The following is a 15849-nucleotide window of genomic DNA, read 5'->3' as shown; positions in this document are numbered from 1 at the left end:
TTACCGAATAATATAAAGTGCCGCGCAATCAGCGCCTTGCGCCTCGTCCCATTGACTGCCGTTGATGGTGCACAGTTCTTCCTCGCCACTAATCACCTGCACTGCGCCACGCAGGGGGTTGCCATCATCGAGTTTGCGGTCAATTTCTGCCAGTTGGGCAACAGGTACGGTTTCGCCAATCAGCAAGGCCATTGCATTTTCCCGGGAGTTAGGGCCCTGCATGGTGTTGTTGAGCAGGTACTGGCCACTGAACTGGTTGCCCATGGTGCTGGCGGGCGTGCAATTTCCAGATTGGTCACTGCCACCGGTGAAGTCACCTTGGATGAAACCTGACAGTTGAAGATGCGTGAATACATTGCAGGATTCTTCGCCTTCAATCAGGCCGTTGCCGTCACCGCCGCTGTTGGAAAGCCCCGCTGCGCTGGCCGCAATGAAGTCACCGGGCAAGGCTGAATAACGTGCCTGAAAAGCGGACAATGCTGTTTCAAGGCTGGCGATGTCGGTAAGAGTGGCCTGTACGCGGGCGCTGTTCAGCAGCTCGCGTCCCTTAAGTACGCCACCAGCGAGTATGGCCAGCACAGCCAGCGCAATGGCCAGTTCTAATAAAGAGAACCCGTTCTGGGTCTGGTGTCGAGGTTGTTTCAATTCAATTCTCCTGAATGTGAGGTGTGTCGAGCGCGCCGCGTTTCATCCAAAGCCAGTTCAGACGTTCAAATGAAAGCCAAACGGGGTTTGCAGCGGGTTGGTCGGGATTGATAAAAAATTGTTGATACCGGTTTTGGTTTGCAAGATCGTCTGCTGGGTACCCAAGTTAAGCCCTTGCACCGCCAGGCCCGCGGTAATTCCGTTTTGGCGCAGCACATTCCAGTCAATTCCTCGCTCGTAGCGATCATTCAGTGAGATCTCGGTGATTACCGCTTCAATCACAATTTGCCGATCAACCCGACGCTGAATTTGTGTGAGCCACTGGGCTACCCTGCGATGCTGGCTGGGCTTTGCGATCACCGACACGGTTCCAGATTCCGGATTGGTGGTGACTCGCCCGGAGCGGGTTTCTTTACGAGTCGTTGTGATGTCCCGTTTCTCGGAGGAAACCGCAGTGGTACTCCTCAAATTGGGTTGTGCTCGGCGAGGGGATGTGTTGCGCGTGCTGGCATAGGCACGGTCTTCATCTTCATCAATGACGCGTTCCCGCGTCGAGAGTTCTACCGGCTTTATCTGCACCTGAATGATCTGTTCAATTTGAGTCGCGATGTCTTCCCACAAGTCGTGCTGTTGTGAGTTGTTCAGCACCAGTTCCGAGCGATTGCCAGTTTCCCGTCGATCAGTCAGTTCGCGCGGGCCGCCAGCGATTGCCGAACTCAAGCTGGATGAGTCATTCATTTCCCGGGCAATTGACAGGTAGTCAAGGGTATACACCCGAAGCTCATCTGCCTCGCACCGCATGGACAGCTGATTGCCTGCAAATTGCACGCTGGCACCGGATTGAAGTTCCAGGCTTTCTATGACTTGTTGAAGTGGCATGTCTCGACCCACCAGGCTGACCGGGGCGTCGCCGCAGTTGTCCATTTCATAGCCAAGCTTTAGCTCCCGCGAAATCAGTTCGAGCACTTGGCTTGCGGGTATGTTTTCAAGCCGGAAAGTGAATGTTTGCTGATGTCTTTGCCACGCGTTGCTGCTGTGCTGAACTTTGTCTGCCCAAAAAACAGCATTCAACTCAAGCGTATGTGCCACTTCAAGAGGCGCAATGCGCTCGCTTGTTTGGGGAGGAGTGGCCACGCACGCAGTCAGGAGGGTGGTCAAGCCGATTAAAAACACAAACAGTGAGGGCACGGGCAGACTTTTCAGGGTTTAAGTGCTGCGGATCATACTTTGATGAAACCATTTCCACGCTTCGTGGTCATGCCTTGTGGGTGAGCCTGTCACCATTTGGATGGTGAGTGCATGCCCTTCGGGGTACAATAGCTCCCAAATTCGTATTCGTTTACTAAGGAGCCCCCATGGGCTTTGTTGCTCAATTAAAAAACGTGGACTTCGGCTACGCCGATCGCCTCATTCTGGAAAACATTTCGCTGGACATCCCCAAGGGCAAAGTGGTTTCTGTCATGGGTGGCTCTGGTTCGGGCAAAACCACTTTGCTGCGCTTAATGTGTGGTCAGTACCCGGTTAATCGGGGTGAGGTAGAAGTGCTGGGCCAAAATGTGGTGACTGCCAGTACACAACAGCTTTACGCATTCCGCAAAAAAATCGGTGTGCTTTTTCAGTTTGGTGCGCTTTTTACCGATTTGAATGTCTTCGAGAATGTGGCGTTTCCGCTGCGTGAACACACCAATCTGCCCGAAGCAGCCATTCGCGATCTGGTGCTGTTGAAGTTGCAGGCCGTGGGCCTTCGTGGAGCAAGCAATCTTTTTCCGTCGGAAATCTCCGGCGGCATGAGCCGGCGAGTGGCCCTGGCCCGCGCCATTGCGCTCGATCCCGAACTGATTTTTTACGATGAACCCTTTGCCGGGCTTGATCCAATTTCGCTGGGCATCACAGCCAACCTCATTCGTACCCTGAATGATGCCTTGGGCGCCACCTCCGTGGTGGTTACCCACGATATTCACGAGTCTTTTGCAATCAGTGACCATGTCATTGTGATTGCGAACGGCAAGGTACTTGCGCAAGGTACGCCAGCAGAAGTGGAGGCCAACCAGGATCCTTACGTTCAACAGTTCATCCAAGGTTTGCCCGAAGGGCCTGTGAAGTTTCATTATCCTGCACGCGATTTGCAGGAGGACTTTGCATGAATCCAGTCGCATTGGTTTCCCGCCTGGGGGCGGGTGTTATTGCAACAATTGCCGGCCTGGGTGTTTTTGCGCGTTTTGTGGGCAACTTGTTCATGTTGCTTCCTAAGGCTTTATTCCGCCCGCGCCTTGTTATCGATCAAATCCATTTCATTGGCAATTATTCGCTGGTCATCATTGTCGTCTCGGGTCTTTTTGTGGGCTTCGTGTTGGGCTTGCAAGGTTATTACACCCTGAACAGGTACGGTGCCGAGCAGGCCTTGGGTCTCTTGGTGGCTTTGTCACTGGTGCGTGAATTGGGTCCGGTGGTGTCTGCTTTGCTGTTCGCTGGCCGAGCTGGCACATCGTTGACGGCTGAAATTGGTCTGATGAAAGCAGGTGAGCAGCTGACCGCCATGGAAATGATGGCCGTGGATCCCAAAGCGCGCATTGTTGCCCCTCGCTGGATAGCCGGTTTGATTTCCCTGCCTTTGCTGGCAGGTTTGTTCAGTGCGGTGGGTATTTTTGGCGGTTACGTCGTGGGTGTGTTGTTGATCGGTGTGGATTCAGGTGCATTTTGGTCTCAAATGCAGGCTGGTGTGGACGTGCGTGACGACATTCTCAACGGGGTGATTAAAAGCGTGGTGTTTGGTGTGGCTGTCAGCTCAATTGCCTTGTTCCAGGGCTATGCGTGTCAGCCCACGCCTGAAGGCGTTTCCAGGGCAACCACTCGAACCGTGGTGATTTCCTCCCTGACTATTTTGGGTCTCGATTTCGTGCTAACAGCACTCATGTTCAGTATTTAACGGATTGAAGGTATGAAAAAGAACACGGCAGTGGATTTTTGGGTGGGCCTGTTTGTGCTAATTGGCGCACTTGCATTGGTGTTTCTCGCTTTGAAGGCGGGCAACTTGAGTTCTTTCACCACGGGCGATCAATACCGGGTGACCGCAGAATTTGACAATATCGGTGGCTTGAAGCCTCGTGCGCCTGTTAAAAGTGCGGGTGTCACCGTGGGGCGTGTGGCCAACATCAACCTTGATCCAGTCACATTCCGTGCAGTCGTGGCCCTGGATTTGGAGGAGGGCTTCGAGTTTCCCAAGGACTCTTCAGCTAGAATCCTTACCTCAGGCCTGCTGGGTGAGCAATATGTGGGTATTGAGGCCGGTGGAGATCTCGAGAATCTAGCCAGCGGCGAGAAGTTTGCGCGTACCCAGTCTGCCGTGGTGCTTGAAAACCTGATTAGCCAGTTCTTGTTTAGCAAAGCCTCGGAAGGCGACTCCGAAAAGTGATGAAGGGGATTTGAAGTGTTAATGTCCATTCGAAAAGTGATTTTGCTGCTTGGCGTGCTTGGCTTGTCCACCGCATGTACCAGCATGCGCGCCCCTTCCGAGTCAGACCCGTTGGAAGGATTCAACCGTTCCGTTGACGGCTTTAACCAGGTGGTAGACAAGGCGGTGGTGAAGCCGCTGGCGCAGGGTTACGACAAGGTAACGCCGCCAGAAATCAAAACCGTGATCGGAAATTTCTTTTCCAATCTGGATGACATCAGTGTGGCGGTCAATAATTTGTTGCAAGGCAAGCCCAAGGCTGCAGGCAGCGATATCACGCGTTTCGCGCTGAACACCACAATCGGAATTGTAGGTTTGGCTGATGTGGCCACCGAACTGGGATTTCAGAAAAACGATGAAGATTTCGGTCAAACCCTGGGTGTGTGGGGCATGGGTTCGGGCCCCTACCTGGTGCTCCCCTTGTTGGGACCAAGCACCCTGCGTGACGCGCCTGCCAGGTTTGTCGATGCTCCCCTCGATCCCCTCTACCATTACGACAATGTTAGGGTGCGAAACAGTTTACTGGTTGTGAATGTGGTGAATACTCGGGCAAGGCTGTTGCCAGCAACCGACCTGGTTGAGCGCGTAGCACTGGATCAATATGCTTTCGTTCGCGATGCCTACTTGAAGCGCCGTGCCAGTTTGGTGCGAGATGGTGCCCCAGATCCGAACGAACAAAGTTACGAGGATTTTGAAGAAGAATCACGCAGCGAAACTCCCGTTTCTTTTCCACCCTTCAAGGCAGCCCTGGTGCAGCTTGAAACAAGCAGCGCATCTTTAAATACGCAGCCTGATTCAAACTCGTCGATTGGTCTGCCAACCGACCTGCAGCAAAGCGAACGTGCCAAGTCTGGCTTGGGTTTGGTGAACTGATTGGCATTGGGGTGGTCAACCCCTTGGTATGTATTGCGTTTTTAGACTAACGACACACGTTTTGGAAGAATCATGAATATTGCAGTGAACAAGTTGTTTCAATGGGTTGCAGCCGCCGCTTTGGGTTTTGGCCTGATTGCGCAGCCAGCGTTGGCGCAGGATGTACCTGCCAATGAGTTTGTTGAAAAGTTCAGCAATGAGGTGTTGGCCGAGATCAAGGCGCGCAAGCAGGAGTTGTTGGCTGACCCCAAGAAGCTGGATGCCCTGATTGACCAGAAAGTAATGCCCAATGTGAACTTTCGAAGAATGACCCAATTGGTTGTGGGGCGCCCATGGCGCGAAGCCACGCCCGAGCAGCGTGAGCAAATTACCAAAGAGTTTCGCACCCTGTTGGTGAAAACCTATTCGGGTGCCTTGGCGCAGGTCGGTGATCAAACCCTGCAAGTAGACCGCCTGCGTGCCCGCCCGGAAGACACGGATGTGATCGTGAATAGCCGCGTGATCCAGAAAGGCGCCCCGCCCGTCGATTTGGCCTATCGCGTTGAAAAGAAAGACGGCAAGTGGCTGATTTATGACCTGAGCGTTTTGGGTCTGTGGCTGGTTGATTCCTACAAAGCCCAGTTTGGCACGGTGCTGTCCAACTCCGGTGTGGATGGTTTGATTCAAACCCTGAAAACCCTAAACGCTAAGGGTTGATATGAAGGTATCGGTCGATCAAATTACCGTTCGCAACGGAGATCAAGTGATCGCCGAGGTCGCCAAGGCATTTGCCTTGGGCGACCATGTTATTGACTTTTCCTCAGTCAAGCATGTCGATTCCACCGCATTGGCTGTGATTCTTGCAGCCAAGCGAGTGCTTAAATCAGACAAAACCCTTGAACTCCAACATCCTCCCGCGCAGCTGGACAGTTTGATTGCTGCCTACGGAGTACAATCTCTCTTCTCCTAAAACCTGTAGCACCTTTCATCGGTGCGAGAAGTCATGTCGTTTGCACTAGAGCTGAGCTCGGTATCCAAATATTTTGGTGAATTCCGTTCCTTGAACAATGTGTCGCTCACAGTTCAGGAAGGGGAGTTTTTCGCTTTGCTTGGCCCCAATGGCGCCGGCAAAACCACACTGATCAATATTATTGCTGGTCTTAGCCGAGCCAGCACGGGCACAGCCAAGGTCATGGGTTTTGACGTGGTGAGTCAGTTTCGAGATGCTCGGCGAAGCATCGGCATCGTGCCCCAAGAACTTGTTTTTGATCCGTTTTTCTCAGTGCGTGAAACTCTGCGTTTTCAGTCGGGCTATTTTGGCTTGAAAAAGAATGACGACTGGATTGACGAACTATTGCATTCGCTAAGCCTGATGGACAAGGCCGACAACAACATGCGTACCCTGTCGGGCGGTATGAAGCGTCGCGTGATGGTGGCCCAGGCTCTGGTTCACAAGCCGCCAGTGATTGTGTTGGACGAGCCAACAGCGGGTGTTGACGTAGAATTGCGCCAAACCTTGTGGAAATTCATTGCTGGTCTGAACCAAAAGGGACACACAATTCTGCTGACCACGCATTACCTTGAAGAAGCAGAAACCCTGTGCAACCGAATCGCCATGTTGAAAAAGGGCGAAGTGCTGACCGTGGACACCACCCCCAACCTTTTGAAAAAGCATGCCAATCAAACGCTAAACATGCAACTGAACGGCGTATTGCCAGCGGGCCTGCAAGCCAGGGTGTTGAAGGCCAATGTGAGCGAGGGGCGCTACACGCTCGCGTTGAACGGCCCTGCAGAGATAGAGCAAATACTGGCTCAATGCCGCAAAGATCACCTGGATGTTTTGGAGTGCAGCATTGAAAAACCTGATCTTGAAGAAGTATTTGTGCAACTAATGAGTGGGGGTTCCAAATGACTGGTTGGCAAACCCTGTTCAAGAAAGAAATCCTGCGCTTCTGGAAGGTCAGTTTTCAAACCGTATTGGCCCCGGTGGTCACAGCTTTGCTGTATCTCATGATTTTTTCACATGTACTGGATGGCAAGGTAGAGCCTTATCCCGGCGTTAGTTACGCTGCCTTTCTGGTGCCTGGTTTGGTCATGATGTCGGTGCTTCAGAATGCGTTTGCGAATTCGTCGTCCAGCCTGATCCAGTCAAAAATTACCGGCAACCTGGTGTTTGTGTTGTTGCCGCCATTGTCCCATTTCGAGTTTTTCTCGGCATACGTGCTGGCTTCCATGGCTCGCGGCATTGCTGTGGGTCTGGGCGTGTTGCTGGTCACTGTGGCCTTTGTTGGCCTGCATGTGTATAACCCGGTCTGGATTCTCGTGCACGCCCTGGTGGGCTCAGCCTTGTTGGGTACCATGGGGGTAATTGCCGGTATTTGGGCTGAAAAATTCGACCAGCTGGCGGCCTTCCAGAACTTCATCATCATGCCAGCCACCTTTTTGTCGGGTGTGTTTTATTCCATCCACTCCTTGCCGACGGTGTGGCAAACAGTGTCGCATTTCAATCCGTTTTTCTACCTCATAGACGGTTTTCGCTATGGTTTTTTCGGCGTCAGCGATGTCAGCCCCTGGTTCAGCTTGGCCATCGGCCTGTCTGCCTGGGCTGTTTTGACCGTAATTGCGATGCGCATGGTGACCTCTGGTTACAAATTGAGGGGATAATAGTGCTGTTGAATCAAAAGGATAGGAAAAATCATGTTGTTGCCTGAAACCGTTCGCGGCTATATTGCGCAGGGCTTGGAATGCGAGCACCTCACCGTGTCTGGTGACGGTCAGCATTTTGAGGCGGTCATCGTGGCCAGTGCCTTCGAAGGATTGCGCGCCATTCAGCGCCATCAAAAAGTGTATGCAGTACTGGGTGACAGAATGCGTGCTGAAATTCACGCCTTGTCTATGAAAACATTGACGCCCGCTGAGTGGGCTCAACAACAAGCGTAAAAAGGACTGCCATTTAATGGATTCATTTTTGGTTCGTGGCGGAAAGCCGCTTCACGGAGAAGTGTCGATTTCTGGTGCGAAGAATGCGGCCTTGCCCATTTTGTGCGCAAGTTTGCTGACCGCTGAGCCAGTCACCATCACCAACGTGCCGCGCCTGCGCGACATCAACACCTGCCTGCGCTTGCTGGGCTCTATGGGCGTTCAGTGTTTTTGGCATGGAGAGAACCAGTTGGCCCTGCGGGCCGAAGAAATTTCCGAGCCGATCGCCAGCTACGATCTTGTGAAAACAATGCGCGCCAGTATTTTGGTGTTGGGTCCCTTGGTGGCACGCTTTGGCGAGGCCAGCGTGAGCTTGCCGGGTGGCTGTGCAATCGGGCAGCGCCCAGTCGATCAGCACATCAAAGGCCTTCAGGCCATGGGTGCCGAAATCACCATTGAAAAGGGCTACATTCACGCCAAAGCGAAGCGTTTGAAGGGTGCGCGCATTGTGACCGACATGGTGACTGTGACCGGTACCGAGAACCTCATGATGGCGGCGGCTTTGGCCGATGGAACAACCATCATTGAAAACGCGGCCCGTGAACCCGAAGTGGTGGACCTGGCGAACATGCTGGTCAAAATGGGCGCGAAAATTGAAGGCATTGGCACCGATACCATTACCGTTCATGGCGTTGAAAAGTTACATGGTTGCGAATACCAGGTAATGCCTGACCGCATTGAGGCGGGTACGTTTTTGTGTGCTGTTGCTGCCTGCGGTGGCAACATAACCTTGAACAACACCGATGCTGACAGCATGGACGCAACCATTGAAAAGTTGCGTACAGCGGGCGTAAGCATTGAAGTGGACGGCACAAAGATTCACGCCAGCATGAATACACGCCCCAAGGCAGTGGGCGCACGCACGGCACCATTTCCAGGCTTTGCAACCGACATGCAGGCGCAGCTGATGGCAGTGAACTGTGTGGCCGATGGCACGGCGGTGGTCAATGAAACCATTTTTGAGAACCGTTTCATGCATGTTCAGGAAATGGTTCGCCTGGGTGCAAACATTGAAATTGAAGGCCACACGGCAATCATCAAAGGTGTGGAGCGACTCGACGGTGCCACAGTCATGGCCACCGACCTGCGCGCCTCGGCGGGCCTGGTGATTGCAGGCCTTGCAGCCAGCGACGAAACACGGATTGACCGTATTTATCACCTGGATCGCGGGTATGACAGAATGGAAGAAAAGCTGCGCAAACTCGGCGCAGACGTCACGAGAGTAGCGGAATGATTACATTGGCCCTGTCCAAGGGACGTATTTTTGAAGAAACCCTGCCCTTACTGGAAAAGGCGGGCATTGTGCCGTCTGAAGATCCTGAAAAATCGCGAAAGTTGATCATTGGGACCAACCGTGCTGATGTGCAAATCATCATCGTGCGTGCAACCGATGTCCCCACCTATGTGCAGCATGGTGCGGCCGATCTGGGCGTGGCCGGAAAAGACGTACTGATTGAACATTCCGGTGCTGGCTTGTATCAACCGCTGGATTTGAACATTGCCAAATGTCGGCTCTGTGTTGCAGCTCCTGAAGGCTTCGACTATGCCAGCGCGGTGAAGCAGGGTGCACGCTTGCGAATTGCCACCAAGTATGTGAACAGCGCCCGCGAGCACTTTGCCAACCGTGGTGTGCATGTAGACCTGATCAAACTTTACGGTTCTATGGAACTGGCCCCGCTTGTGGGCTTGGCCGACGCCATTGTCGATTTGGTCAGCACCGGCTCCACCTTGCGTGCCAACAAGCTTGTTGAGGTTGAGGAAATTTGCGAAATATCTTCCCGTTTGGTTGTGAACCAGGCGGCATTGAAAATGAAGTACGAGGCTTTGCAGCCTATTCTGGATGTGTTCACCCAAGCAGTAGCGTGAAATTTTAAAGGTAGTAAAAAATGTCTTCCCAAATTCGTCGATTGTCTACAGAAGATGCCAACTTTGCCGAGCAGTTCCGTGCATTGCTCGCCTATGAAGAACAACGCGATCCCCATGTGGAAGGCGCAGTGGCAGACATTATTCATGCAGTGCGAAAGCGCGGCGATGAAGCCCTGCTGGAGTTCACGGAGAAGTTTGATCGGGTGAAGGCCGGTAGTGCCGCTGAACTTGAAATTGGTCAGGAAGAATTGAAGCATGCCTTCGATACACTCGATTCTGCCCAGCGCGAAGCTTTGAAAGTAGCGGCCCAGCGCGTGCGTGCATTTCACGAGCGCCAAGTGGCAGAAAGCTGGGAGTTCACCGAGGCCGATGGCACCCGCCTGGGGCAACGCGTGACACCGCTAGACCGCGCTGGTTTGTATGTGCCCGGTGGCAAGGCGGCGTACCCGTCTTCCGTGCTGATGAACGCAGTGCCGGCCAAAGTGGCGGGTGTGAAAGAAGTGATCATGGTAGTGCCTACTCCCAGTGGCGTGAAAAACCAGATGGTATTGGCTGCTGCCCACCTGGCTGGCGTCGACCGCGTGTTCACTATCGGTGGCGCGCAAGCTGTGGCAGCCTTGGCCTACGGCACACAAACCGTGCCGCGCGTAGACAAAATTGTGGGCCCTGGCAATGCCTATGTGGCTGAAGCCAAGCGCCGTGTATTCGGTGCCGTTGGCATTGACATGATTGCGGGCCCCTCAGAAATCCTGGTGATCTGCGATGGCAGCACCAACGCCGACTGGATCGCCATGGACCTGTTCAGCCAGGCTGAACACGACGAAATGGCGCAGTCCATTTTGTTAAGCCCAAGCAAGGAATTTCTTGATCAAGTGCAGGCCAGCATCAAGCGCCTGATGGACTCCATGCCCCGTGCCACTGTGATTGCCACATCGCTGAAAAACCGAGGCGCCCTGATTCAGGTGCGTGACATGGACGAGGCCTGCGAACTGAGCAATCAAATTGCGCCCGAACACCTTGAACTGAGTGTGCAAGACCCCGACGCCTGGGTTGGGAAGTTGCGCCACGCCGGTGCCATTTTCATGGGCCCTTACAGCAGCGAATCGCTGGGCGATTATTGCGCAGGCCCCAACCACGTGTTGCCCACTGCGGGCACCGCGCGCTTTAGCTCGCCCCTGGGTGTGTACGATTTCCAGAAACGCAGCAGCATTATTTTTGCCAGCCGCGAAGGTGCCAGCACCTTGGGTGAAGTGGCCGCCGAGTTGGCCTATGGAGAAGGCCTGCCAGCACACGCGCGCTCTGCCGAGTATCGCGTTGGTCCGAAATTCAGAAAGGTAGACTAAGCGCACCATGAGCCTACTTCAAAAAACAATTCGCGCTGATGTGCAGGCCACCAGTGCTTACGTGGTGGCTCCTTCGGCCGGCATGTTGAAGCTCGACGCCATGGAGAACCCCCAGGGCATGCCTGCGACTTTGCTGGATGCGCTTGCCGAGAAGTTGAAAGCAGCCGAGCTAAACCGATACCCCGCACCCAAGGCCCTTGAGCTGGAGGTTGCCTTGCGCGCCTGCACGGCCATTCCAAAAGCGGCCCATGTGCTGTTTGGCAATGGCTCTGACGAACTGATCGACCTGATTATTCGCGCCTGCTGCATGCCCGGCGATGCAGTACTTTCGCCAGTGCCCACCTTCGTGATGTATGCGGTGTACAGCCAGTGGAGCCATGCGCGTTTTGTGGGAGTCGACCTGAACCCCGACTTCACCTTGAACATGCCTGCCATGTTGAAAGCCATTTCCACAAATCAGCCCAAAGTGGTGTTTTTGGCTTATCCGAACAACCCCACTGGTGTGGCGCTGCGCGAAGCCGAAATTGTTCAAATCATTGAGGCCACGCCTGGCCTGGTGGTTGTGGATGAAGCGTATGAAGCTTTCGCCGATGCGTCGTTCATGGCCCGGGTGCTTGAATTTCCAAATGTATTGGTGCTGCGCACTTTCTCCAAGCTTGGTCTGGCAGGTGCCCGTTTGGGCTATGCAGTGGCCAGCCCCGCCTGGGTGGAACAAATCGACAAAGTACGCCCGCCCTACAATGTGAATGTGCTCACGCGGATTGCGGTGCAGTTTGCACTTGAGCATTTCGATGCTTTTGAGGCGCAAGCCAAACTGCTGCGCGAACAGCGCGATGTGCTGACCGAGTCACTGAAAAACCTGAAAACACCCAATGGCGACGTTGAAGTGTTTGATTCTTACGCCAATTTCGTACTTTTCCGTATCCCGAATGCGCTTGAGGTCTTTGATGCCCTGAAAAACAAGGGTATCTTGGTGAAATACGTGGGCAAAGCCCACCCCTTGTTGCAAAACTGCTTGCGCGTTACCGTGAGCACTGAGCAAGAGAATCAGCAGTTTTTGGTGGCTGTTCAACAATCCATCGACGAAGTGGCCACAAAAGCCGCATAACTTTTTAGACAATCATGAGAACCGCAGAAGTTACCCGCAATACCCTGGAAACCCAGATCACCGTGAAAATCAATCTGGACGGTACAGGCGAACGCCACCTCGAGACGGGCGTGCCATTTTTGGACCACATGCTGGAACAAATCTCGCGCCACGGCCTGTTCGACCTTCACATCGTGGCCAAGGGTGACCTGCACATTGATGCCCACCACACCGTGGAAGACACGGGCATTACCTTGGGTATGGCATTCACGAAAGCCCTGGGCGACAAAAAAGGAATCGTGCGTTACGGCCACAGCTATGTGCCGCTGGACGAGGCTCTTTCGCGCGTGGTGATTGACCTCTCGGGGCGCCCCGGTCTGCATCAGGATATTCCGTTCACACGTGCCAGCATTGGCGCATTTGATGTCGATTTGGTGTTTGAGTTTTTCCAGGGTTTTGTAAACCATGCCCTGTGCACCTTGCACATTGACAACCTGAAGGGTGTGAACTCACACCACCAGTGTGAAACCGTGTTCAAGGCGTTTGGCCGTGCTTTGCGCATGGCAGTTGCAATTGATGAGCGTCAACAGGGTGCCATTCCCAGTACCAAAGGTGCTTTGTGAGTCTAGTTGCCGTTGTTGATTACGGCATGGGTAACCTGCGTTCGGTGGCCCAGGCCTTGCAACATGTAAAGCTCGAAAATCAGGAAATCCAGATTACCGACGACCATGCCTTGATTGACCGGGCCAGCCGGGTTGTGCTGCCTGGGCAGGGTGCCATGCCAGACTGCATGAAAGCACTTCGGGAATCGGGCTTGATGGAAGCCGTGTACCGCGCTGCCGAATCAAAGCCCTTGTTTGGTGTGTGTGTTGGCGAACAAATGATGATGGAACGCAGCGCTGAAGGGCCTGCTGAATGTCTTTCCCTGTTTCCGGGTGATGTTGTGAAGTTTGATCCCCGCCTGACTGTGGAATGTGGCCTGAAGGTGCCGCACATGGGCTGGAACCAGGTGAACCAGCGCACCCAGCACCCCATGTGGGCCGGCATTGAAGACGGTGCATGGTTCTATTTTGTGCACAGCTATCATGTCAACCCCGTCAATCCGGACCATGTTGCGGGTGAAACAGACTACGGCGTTCGCTTTACCTGCGCCATCGCACGGGATAACATCTTTGCAACACAGTTTCATCCTGAAAAAAGTGCGGAAGACGGCTTAAGGCTGTACTCCAACTTTTTAAGATGGAACCCCTGAGTTTTTACCGATTATTTTTTCCACTCACTTGAATAGTTAACAACACAGTCTCATGTTACTCATTCCAGCAATCGACCTGAAAGACGGTCAGTGTGTTCGCCTGAAGCAAGGCAATATGGACGATGCCACCATTTTCTCGGCAGATCCGGTCGAAATGGCCATGAAATGGGTTGAAAGTGGCGCGCGCCGCTTGCACCTGGTCGATTTGAATGGCGCGATTGCGGGCAAACCCGTGAACGAGGGTGTCATTATTGACATTCTGGATGCTGTGGGTGGTGCCATTCCGGTGCAGTTGGGTGGTGGTATTCGTGACCTCGATACGATTGAGCGTTACCTGGACGATGGTCTGAGCTACGTCATTATTGGTACGGCGGCCGTAAAGAATCCCGGTTTTCTCCACGATGCCTGCGGCGCATTTCCCGGCCAGATTATAGTTGGTCTGGATGCCAAGGAAGGCAAAGTGGCCACCGACGGCTGGAGCAAAATTTCCGGTCACGACGTGGTTGATCTGGCCAAGAAATATGAAGGCTATGGCGTAGAGGCCATTATTTACACCGACATTGGCCGTGACGGCATGTTGGGCGGTGTCAACATTGAAGCCACGGTTCGCCTGGCCAATGCCCTGACCATTCCGGTGATCGCCTCGGGTGGCATTACCAATCTGGATGATGTGAAGCAACTGTGTGCGGTTGAGCACGAGGGTGTGATGGGTGCCATTTGTGGCCGCTCCATCTACGAAGGTACGCTTGATTTCGCCAAGGGCCAGTCCCTGGCCGATGAATTGAACGGAAAGTCCTACTAATGCTTGCAAGCCGTATCATTCCCTGCCTGGATGTAACCGCAGGTCGGGTGGTCAAAGGCGTCAACTTTGTGGAACTGCGCGATGCGGGTGACCCCGTGGAAATTGCTCGTCGTTACGATGAACAAGGCGCAGACGAACTGACCTTTCTGGACATCACGGCATCGTCTGATGACCGTGACCTGATTCTGCATGTGATAGAGGCGGTGGCCAGTCAGGTGTTTATTCCCTTGACTGTGGGAGGCGGTGTGCGCAAGGTTGAAGACGTGCGCAGGCTTCTGAACGCTGGTGCTGACAAAATCAGTATCAACACCTCGGCAGTCACCAATCCCGAATTGGTCGGTGAAGCTGCCACCAAGTATGGTTCCCAGTGCATTGTCGTGGCCATCGATGCCAAGGCGAAAAGCAATGGCGAGCCAGGCTGGGAGGTGTATACCCACGGCGGTCGAAAGCCCACGGGGCTTGATGCTGTTGAATGGGCGCGCAAAATGCAGGCCTTGGGTGCTGGCGAATTGCTGTTGACCAGCATGGACCGTGACGGTACCAAAATTGGTTTCAACCTGGAATTAACCCGAGCTGTGTCAGATGCCGTTTCCATTCCCGTGATCGCCAGCGGTGGTGTGGGCAATCTCGACCACCTGGTGGATGGTGTGATCAAAGGCAAAGCCAGCGCTGTGCTGGCAGCCAGCATATTTCACTACGGCGAGTACACCGTGCAGCAGGCCAAGGCCCACATGGCCAAGGCCGGCATTACAGTTCGCTTGTAAAGGAGCGTTCTCAATGAGCAAGGATGTCGTAATCACCGGGAACTGGCTGGACAGCGTCAGCTTTGATGACAAGGGCTTGGTGAACGTGGTTGCACAAGACCACATCAGCAAACGCGTGTTGATGGTCGCCTGGATGAACCGAGAGGCGCTGGAAATAACTGCCAGTACAGGCTTTGCAACGTATTTTTCACGTTCGCGCGGTAAACTGTGGCACAAAGGTGAGGAATCGGGCAACCAGCAGAAGGTCAAGGAAATTCGCCTGGATTGTGATGGCGATGTGCTGGTGCTGATGGTGGAACAGGTAGGCGGTATTGCTTGCCACACAGGCCGTGAAAGCTGCTTTTACTATGCGCTGGAAGGTGTGCCGGGTGAAAAGCCCGGTTGGGTTGCCAAAGACCCTGTGCTGAAAAACCCTTCCGACATGTACGGCAAAAAATAAGGAATGAACACGCATGGCTGACCTTGAAAAAGCGTCTGGAGATTTGCTCGAGCGTTTGACGAAAGTTCTTGAAGAACGCAAGCAAGCCAGTCCTGAGCAATCTTATGTGGCCAAGTTGTACCACAAAGGGCAAGATGCGATCCTGAAAAAGATCGGCGAGGAGTCTTGCGAATTGGTGATGGCGTCCAAGGATCAGGACCCAGCCAAGGTGATCGCTGAAACAGCCGATTTGTGGTTTCACAGCCTTGTATTGCTGGGCTGGCACGGTTTGACCGCTGCCGATGTACTGGCAGAGCTGGATCGCCGTATGGGTTTGTCAGGTTTGGTTGAGAAGGCCAATCGGCCCCAGTAAATACACGGGAAAAGGAC

21 protein-coding genes are annotated in these 15849 nt (G+C 53.7%); 19 read left to right on the top strand and 2 right to left on the bottom strand.

The annotated features are described in order from the left end of the window. Together B4N58_RS10035 and B4N58_RS10030 are read right to left on the bottom strand one after the other, a co-directional pair. Positions 1-645 carry a type II secretion system protein gene (locus B4N58_RS10035; RefSeq protein ID WP_008247856.1) on the bottom strand — a complete coding sequence of 215 codons (645 nt, stop codon included), beginning with the start codon at positions 643-645 and terminating at the stop codon, positions 1-3. Between the two features lie 57 nt (positions 646-702). After that, positions 703-1833 carry a hypothetical protein gene (locus B4N58_RS10030; RefSeq protein WP_291748787.1) on the bottom strand — a complete coding sequence of 377 codons (1131 nt, stop codon included), beginning with the start codon at positions 1831-1833 and terminating at the stop codon, positions 703-705. 167 nt (positions 1834-2000) lie between these two features. On the opposite strand from B4N58_RS10030, the gene B4N58_RS10025 reads away from it, so the two are divergent. From B4N58_RS10025 to B4N58_RS09935, 19 genes are all read left to right on the top strand, one after another. Further along, positions 2001-2789, top strand: coding sequence for an ABC transporter ATP-binding protein (locus B4N58_RS10025; RefSeq protein ID WP_291748784.1), 789 nt, complete (start codon positions 2001-2003; stop codon positions 2787-2789). Next, complete coding sequence (mlaE, locus tag B4N58_RS10020; RefSeq protein ID WP_291748781.1) at positions 2786-3571, top strand: lipid asymmetry maintenance ABC transporter permease subunit MlaE; 786 nt, start codon at positions 2786-2788, stop codon at positions 3569-3571. The genes B4N58_RS10025 and mlaE overlap by 4 nt, the downstream gene beginning before the upstream one ends. 12 nt (positions 3572-3583) lie before the next feature. Further along, positions 3584-4057 carry an outer membrane lipid asymmetry maintenance protein MlaD gene (mlaD, locus tag B4N58_RS10015; protein ID WP_008247870.1) on the top strand — a complete coding sequence of 158 codons (474 nt, stop codon included), beginning with the start codon at positions 3584-3586 and terminating at the stop codon, positions 4055-4057. Positions 4058-4078: 21 nt separating this feature from the next. After that, on the top strand, positions 4079-4969 hold the full coding sequence (locus B4N58_RS10010) for an MlaA family lipoprotein (protein WP_291748778.1): 891 nt from the start codon (positions 4079-4081) through the stop codon (positions 4967-4969). 72 nt (positions 4970-5041) lie between these two features. Further along, the gene (locus tag B4N58_RS10005) at positions 5042-5665 is read left to right on the top strand and encodes an MlaC/ttg2D family ABC transporter substrate-binding protein (protein ID WP_008247872.1); all 624 of its coding nucleotides are present in this window, start codon (positions 5042-5044) and stop codon (positions 5663-5665) included. A gap of 1 nt (position 5666) precedes the next feature. Beyond that, the gene (locus B4N58_RS10000) at positions 5667-5918 is read left to right on the top strand and encodes an STAS domain-containing protein (protein ID WP_008247873.1); all 252 of its coding nucleotides are present in this window, start codon (positions 5667-5669) and stop codon (positions 5916-5918) included. Between the two features lie 33 nt (positions 5919-5951). Next, positions 5952-6860, top strand: a complete 909-nt coding sequence (locus B4N58_RS09995; RefSeq protein WP_291748771.1) for an ABC transporter ATP-binding protein — start codon at positions 5952-5954, stop codon at positions 6858-6860. Beyond that, complete coding sequence (locus tag B4N58_RS09990; RefSeq protein ID WP_291748768.1) at positions 6857-7612, top strand: ABC transporter permease; 756 nt, start codon at positions 6857-6859, stop codon at positions 7610-7612. The genes B4N58_RS09995 and B4N58_RS09990 overlap by 4 nt, the downstream gene beginning before the upstream one ends. Before the next feature lie 33 nt (positions 7613-7645). Further along, positions 7646-7888, top strand: coding sequence for a BolA family protein (locus tag B4N58_RS09985; protein WP_008247876.1), 243 nt, complete (start codon positions 7646-7648; stop codon positions 7886-7888). A gap of 16 nt (positions 7889-7904) precedes the next feature. After that, positions 7905-9161: a UDP-N-acetylglucosamine 1-carboxyvinyltransferase gene (gene murA, locus B4N58_RS09980; RefSeq protein WP_008247877.1), complete on the top strand. Its 1257-nt coding sequence runs from the start codon at positions 7905-7907 to the stop codon at positions 9159-9161. After that, entirely contained in the window at positions 9158-9793 is a 636-nt protein-coding gene (gene hisG, locus B4N58_RS09975; RefSeq protein ID WP_008247881.1) for an ATP phosphoribosyltransferase, read from the top strand. Before murA ends, hisG begins: the two co-directional genes overlap by 4 nt. 20 nt (positions 9794-9813) lie before the next feature. Further along, positions 9814-11136 (top strand): histidinol dehydrogenase, encoded by a 1323-nt coding sequence (gene hisD, locus B4N58_RS09970; RefSeq protein WP_291748764.1) that lies wholly within the window; start codon positions 9814-9816, stop codon positions 11134-11136. Between the two features lie 7 nt (positions 11137-11143). Next, positions 11144-12244 (top strand): histidinol-phosphate transaminase, encoded by a 1101-nt coding sequence (gene hisC / locus B4N58_RS09965; RefSeq protein WP_008247883.1) that lies wholly within the window; start codon positions 11144-11146, stop codon positions 12242-12244. 14 nt (positions 12245-12258) lie between these two features. Next, on the top strand, positions 12259-12846 hold the full coding sequence (gene hisB, locus B4N58_RS09960) for an imidazoleglycerol-phosphate dehydratase HisB (RefSeq protein WP_291748761.1): 588 nt from the start codon (positions 12259-12261) through the stop codon (positions 12844-12846). Then, positions 12843-13475 carry an imidazole glycerol phosphate synthase subunit HisH gene (hisH, locus tag B4N58_RS09955; protein WP_291748758.1) on the top strand — a complete coding sequence of 211 codons (633 nt, stop codon included), beginning with the start codon at positions 12843-12845 and terminating at the stop codon, positions 13473-13475. Before hisB ends, hisH begins: the two co-directional genes overlap by 4 nt. A gap of 52 nt (positions 13476-13527) precedes the next feature. Next, positions 13528-14277 carry a 1-(5-phosphoribosyl)-5-[(5-phosphoribosylamino)methylideneamino]imidazole-4-carboxamide isomerase gene (gene hisA / locus B4N58_RS09950; protein ID WP_008247894.1) on the top strand — a complete coding sequence of 250 codons (750 nt, stop codon included), beginning with the start codon at positions 13528-13530 and terminating at the stop codon, positions 14275-14277. Beyond that, positions 14277-15041, top strand: coding sequence for an imidazole glycerol phosphate synthase subunit HisF (gene hisF / locus B4N58_RS09945; RefSeq protein ID WP_008247896.1), 765 nt, complete (start codon positions 14277-14279; stop codon positions 15039-15041). The genes hisA and hisF overlap by 1 nt, the downstream gene beginning before the upstream one ends. A 13-nt stretch (positions 15042-15054) precedes the next feature. Continuing rightward, complete coding sequence (gene hisI / locus B4N58_RS09940) at positions 15055-15480, top strand: phosphoribosyl-AMP cyclohydrolase (RefSeq protein WP_008247898.1); 426 nt, start codon at positions 15055-15057, stop codon at positions 15478-15480. Between the two features lie 13 nt (positions 15481-15493). Continuing rightward, positions 15494-15832 (top strand): phosphoribosyl-ATP diphosphatase, encoded by a 339-nt coding sequence (locus B4N58_RS09935; RefSeq protein WP_291748754.1) that lies wholly within the window; start codon positions 15494-15496, stop codon positions 15830-15832. Positions 15833-15849 lie beyond the last annotated feature (17 nt).

Origin of the sequence: Limnobacter sp. UBA3528 (genome assembly GCF_002377005.1) — a bacterium.
In the GTDB taxonomy this organism is placed as follows: domain Bacteria; phylum Pseudomonadota; class Gammaproteobacteria; order Burkholderiales; family Burkholderiaceae_B; genus Limnobacter.
Note: the sequence above shows the minus strand (reverse complement) of the source record. Positions and strands in the feature narration are given on the sequence as shown.

Excerpts from the sequence above, each read along its gene's own strand:
- B4N58_RS10025 (WP_291748784.1), top strand. The coding sequence starts at position 2,001 with ATGGGCTTTGTTGCTCAATTAAAAAACGTGGACTTCGGCTACGCCGAT.
- mlaE (WP_291748781.1), top strand. The coding sequence starts at position 2,786 with ATGAATCCAGTCGCATTGGTTTCCCGCCTGGGGGCGGGTGTTATTGCA.
- mlaD (WP_008247870.1), top strand. The coding sequence starts at position 3,584 with ATGAAAAAGAACACGGCAGTGGATTTTTGGGTGGGCCTGTTTGTGCTA.
- B4N58_RS10010 (WP_291748778.1), top strand. The coding sequence starts at position 4,079 with ATGTCCATTCGAAAAGTGATTTTGCTGCTTGGCGTGCTTGGCTTGTCC.
- B4N58_RS10005 (WP_008247872.1), top strand. The coding sequence starts at position 5,042 with ATGAATATTGCAGTGAACAAGTTGTTTCAATGGGTTGCAGCCGCCGCT.
- B4N58_RS10000 (WP_008247873.1), top strand. The coding sequence starts at position 5,667 with ATGAAGGTATCGGTCGATCAAATTACCGTTCGCAACGGAGATCAAGTG.
- B4N58_RS09995 (WP_291748771.1), top strand. The coding sequence starts at position 5,952 with ATGTCGTTTGCACTAGAGCTGAGCTCGGTATCCAAATATTTTGGTGAA.
- B4N58_RS09990 (WP_291748768.1), top strand. The coding sequence starts at position 6,857 with ATGACTGGTTGGCAAACCCTGTTCAAGAAAGAAATCCTGCGCTTCTGG.
- B4N58_RS09985 (WP_008247876.1), top strand. The coding sequence starts at position 7,646 with ATGTTGTTGCCTGAAACCGTTCGCGGCTATATTGCGCAGGGCTTGGAA.
- murA (WP_008247877.1), top strand. The coding sequence starts at position 7,905 with ATGGATTCATTTTTGGTTCGTGGCGGAAAGCCGCTTCACGGAGAAGTG.
- hisG (WP_008247881.1), top strand. The coding sequence starts at position 9,158 with ATGATTACATTGGCCCTGTCCAAGGGACGTATTTTTGAAGAAACCCTG.
- hisD (WP_291748764.1), top strand. The coding sequence starts at position 9,814 with ATGTCTTCCCAAATTCGTCGATTGTCTACAGAAGATGCCAACTTTGCC.
- hisC (WP_008247883.1), top strand. The coding sequence starts at position 11,144 with ATGAGCCTACTTCAAAAAACAATTCGCGCTGATGTGCAGGCCACCAGT.
- hisB (WP_291748761.1), top strand. The coding sequence starts at position 12,259 with ATGAGAACCGCAGAAGTTACCCGCAATACCCTGGAAACCCAGATCACC.
- hisA (WP_008247894.1), top strand. The coding sequence starts at position 13,528 with ATGTTACTCATTCCAGCAATCGACCTGAAAGACGGTCAGTGTGTTCGC.
- hisF (WP_008247896.1), top strand. The coding sequence starts at position 14,277 with ATGCTTGCAAGCCGTATCATTCCCTGCCTGGATGTAACCGCAGGTCGG.
- hisI (WP_008247898.1), top strand. The coding sequence starts at position 15,055 with ATGAGCAAGGATGTCGTAATCACCGGGAACTGGCTGGACAGCGTCAGC.
- B4N58_RS09935 (WP_291748754.1), top strand. The coding sequence starts at position 15,494 with ATGGCTGACCTTGAAAAAGCGTCTGGAGATTTGCTCGAGCGTTTGACG.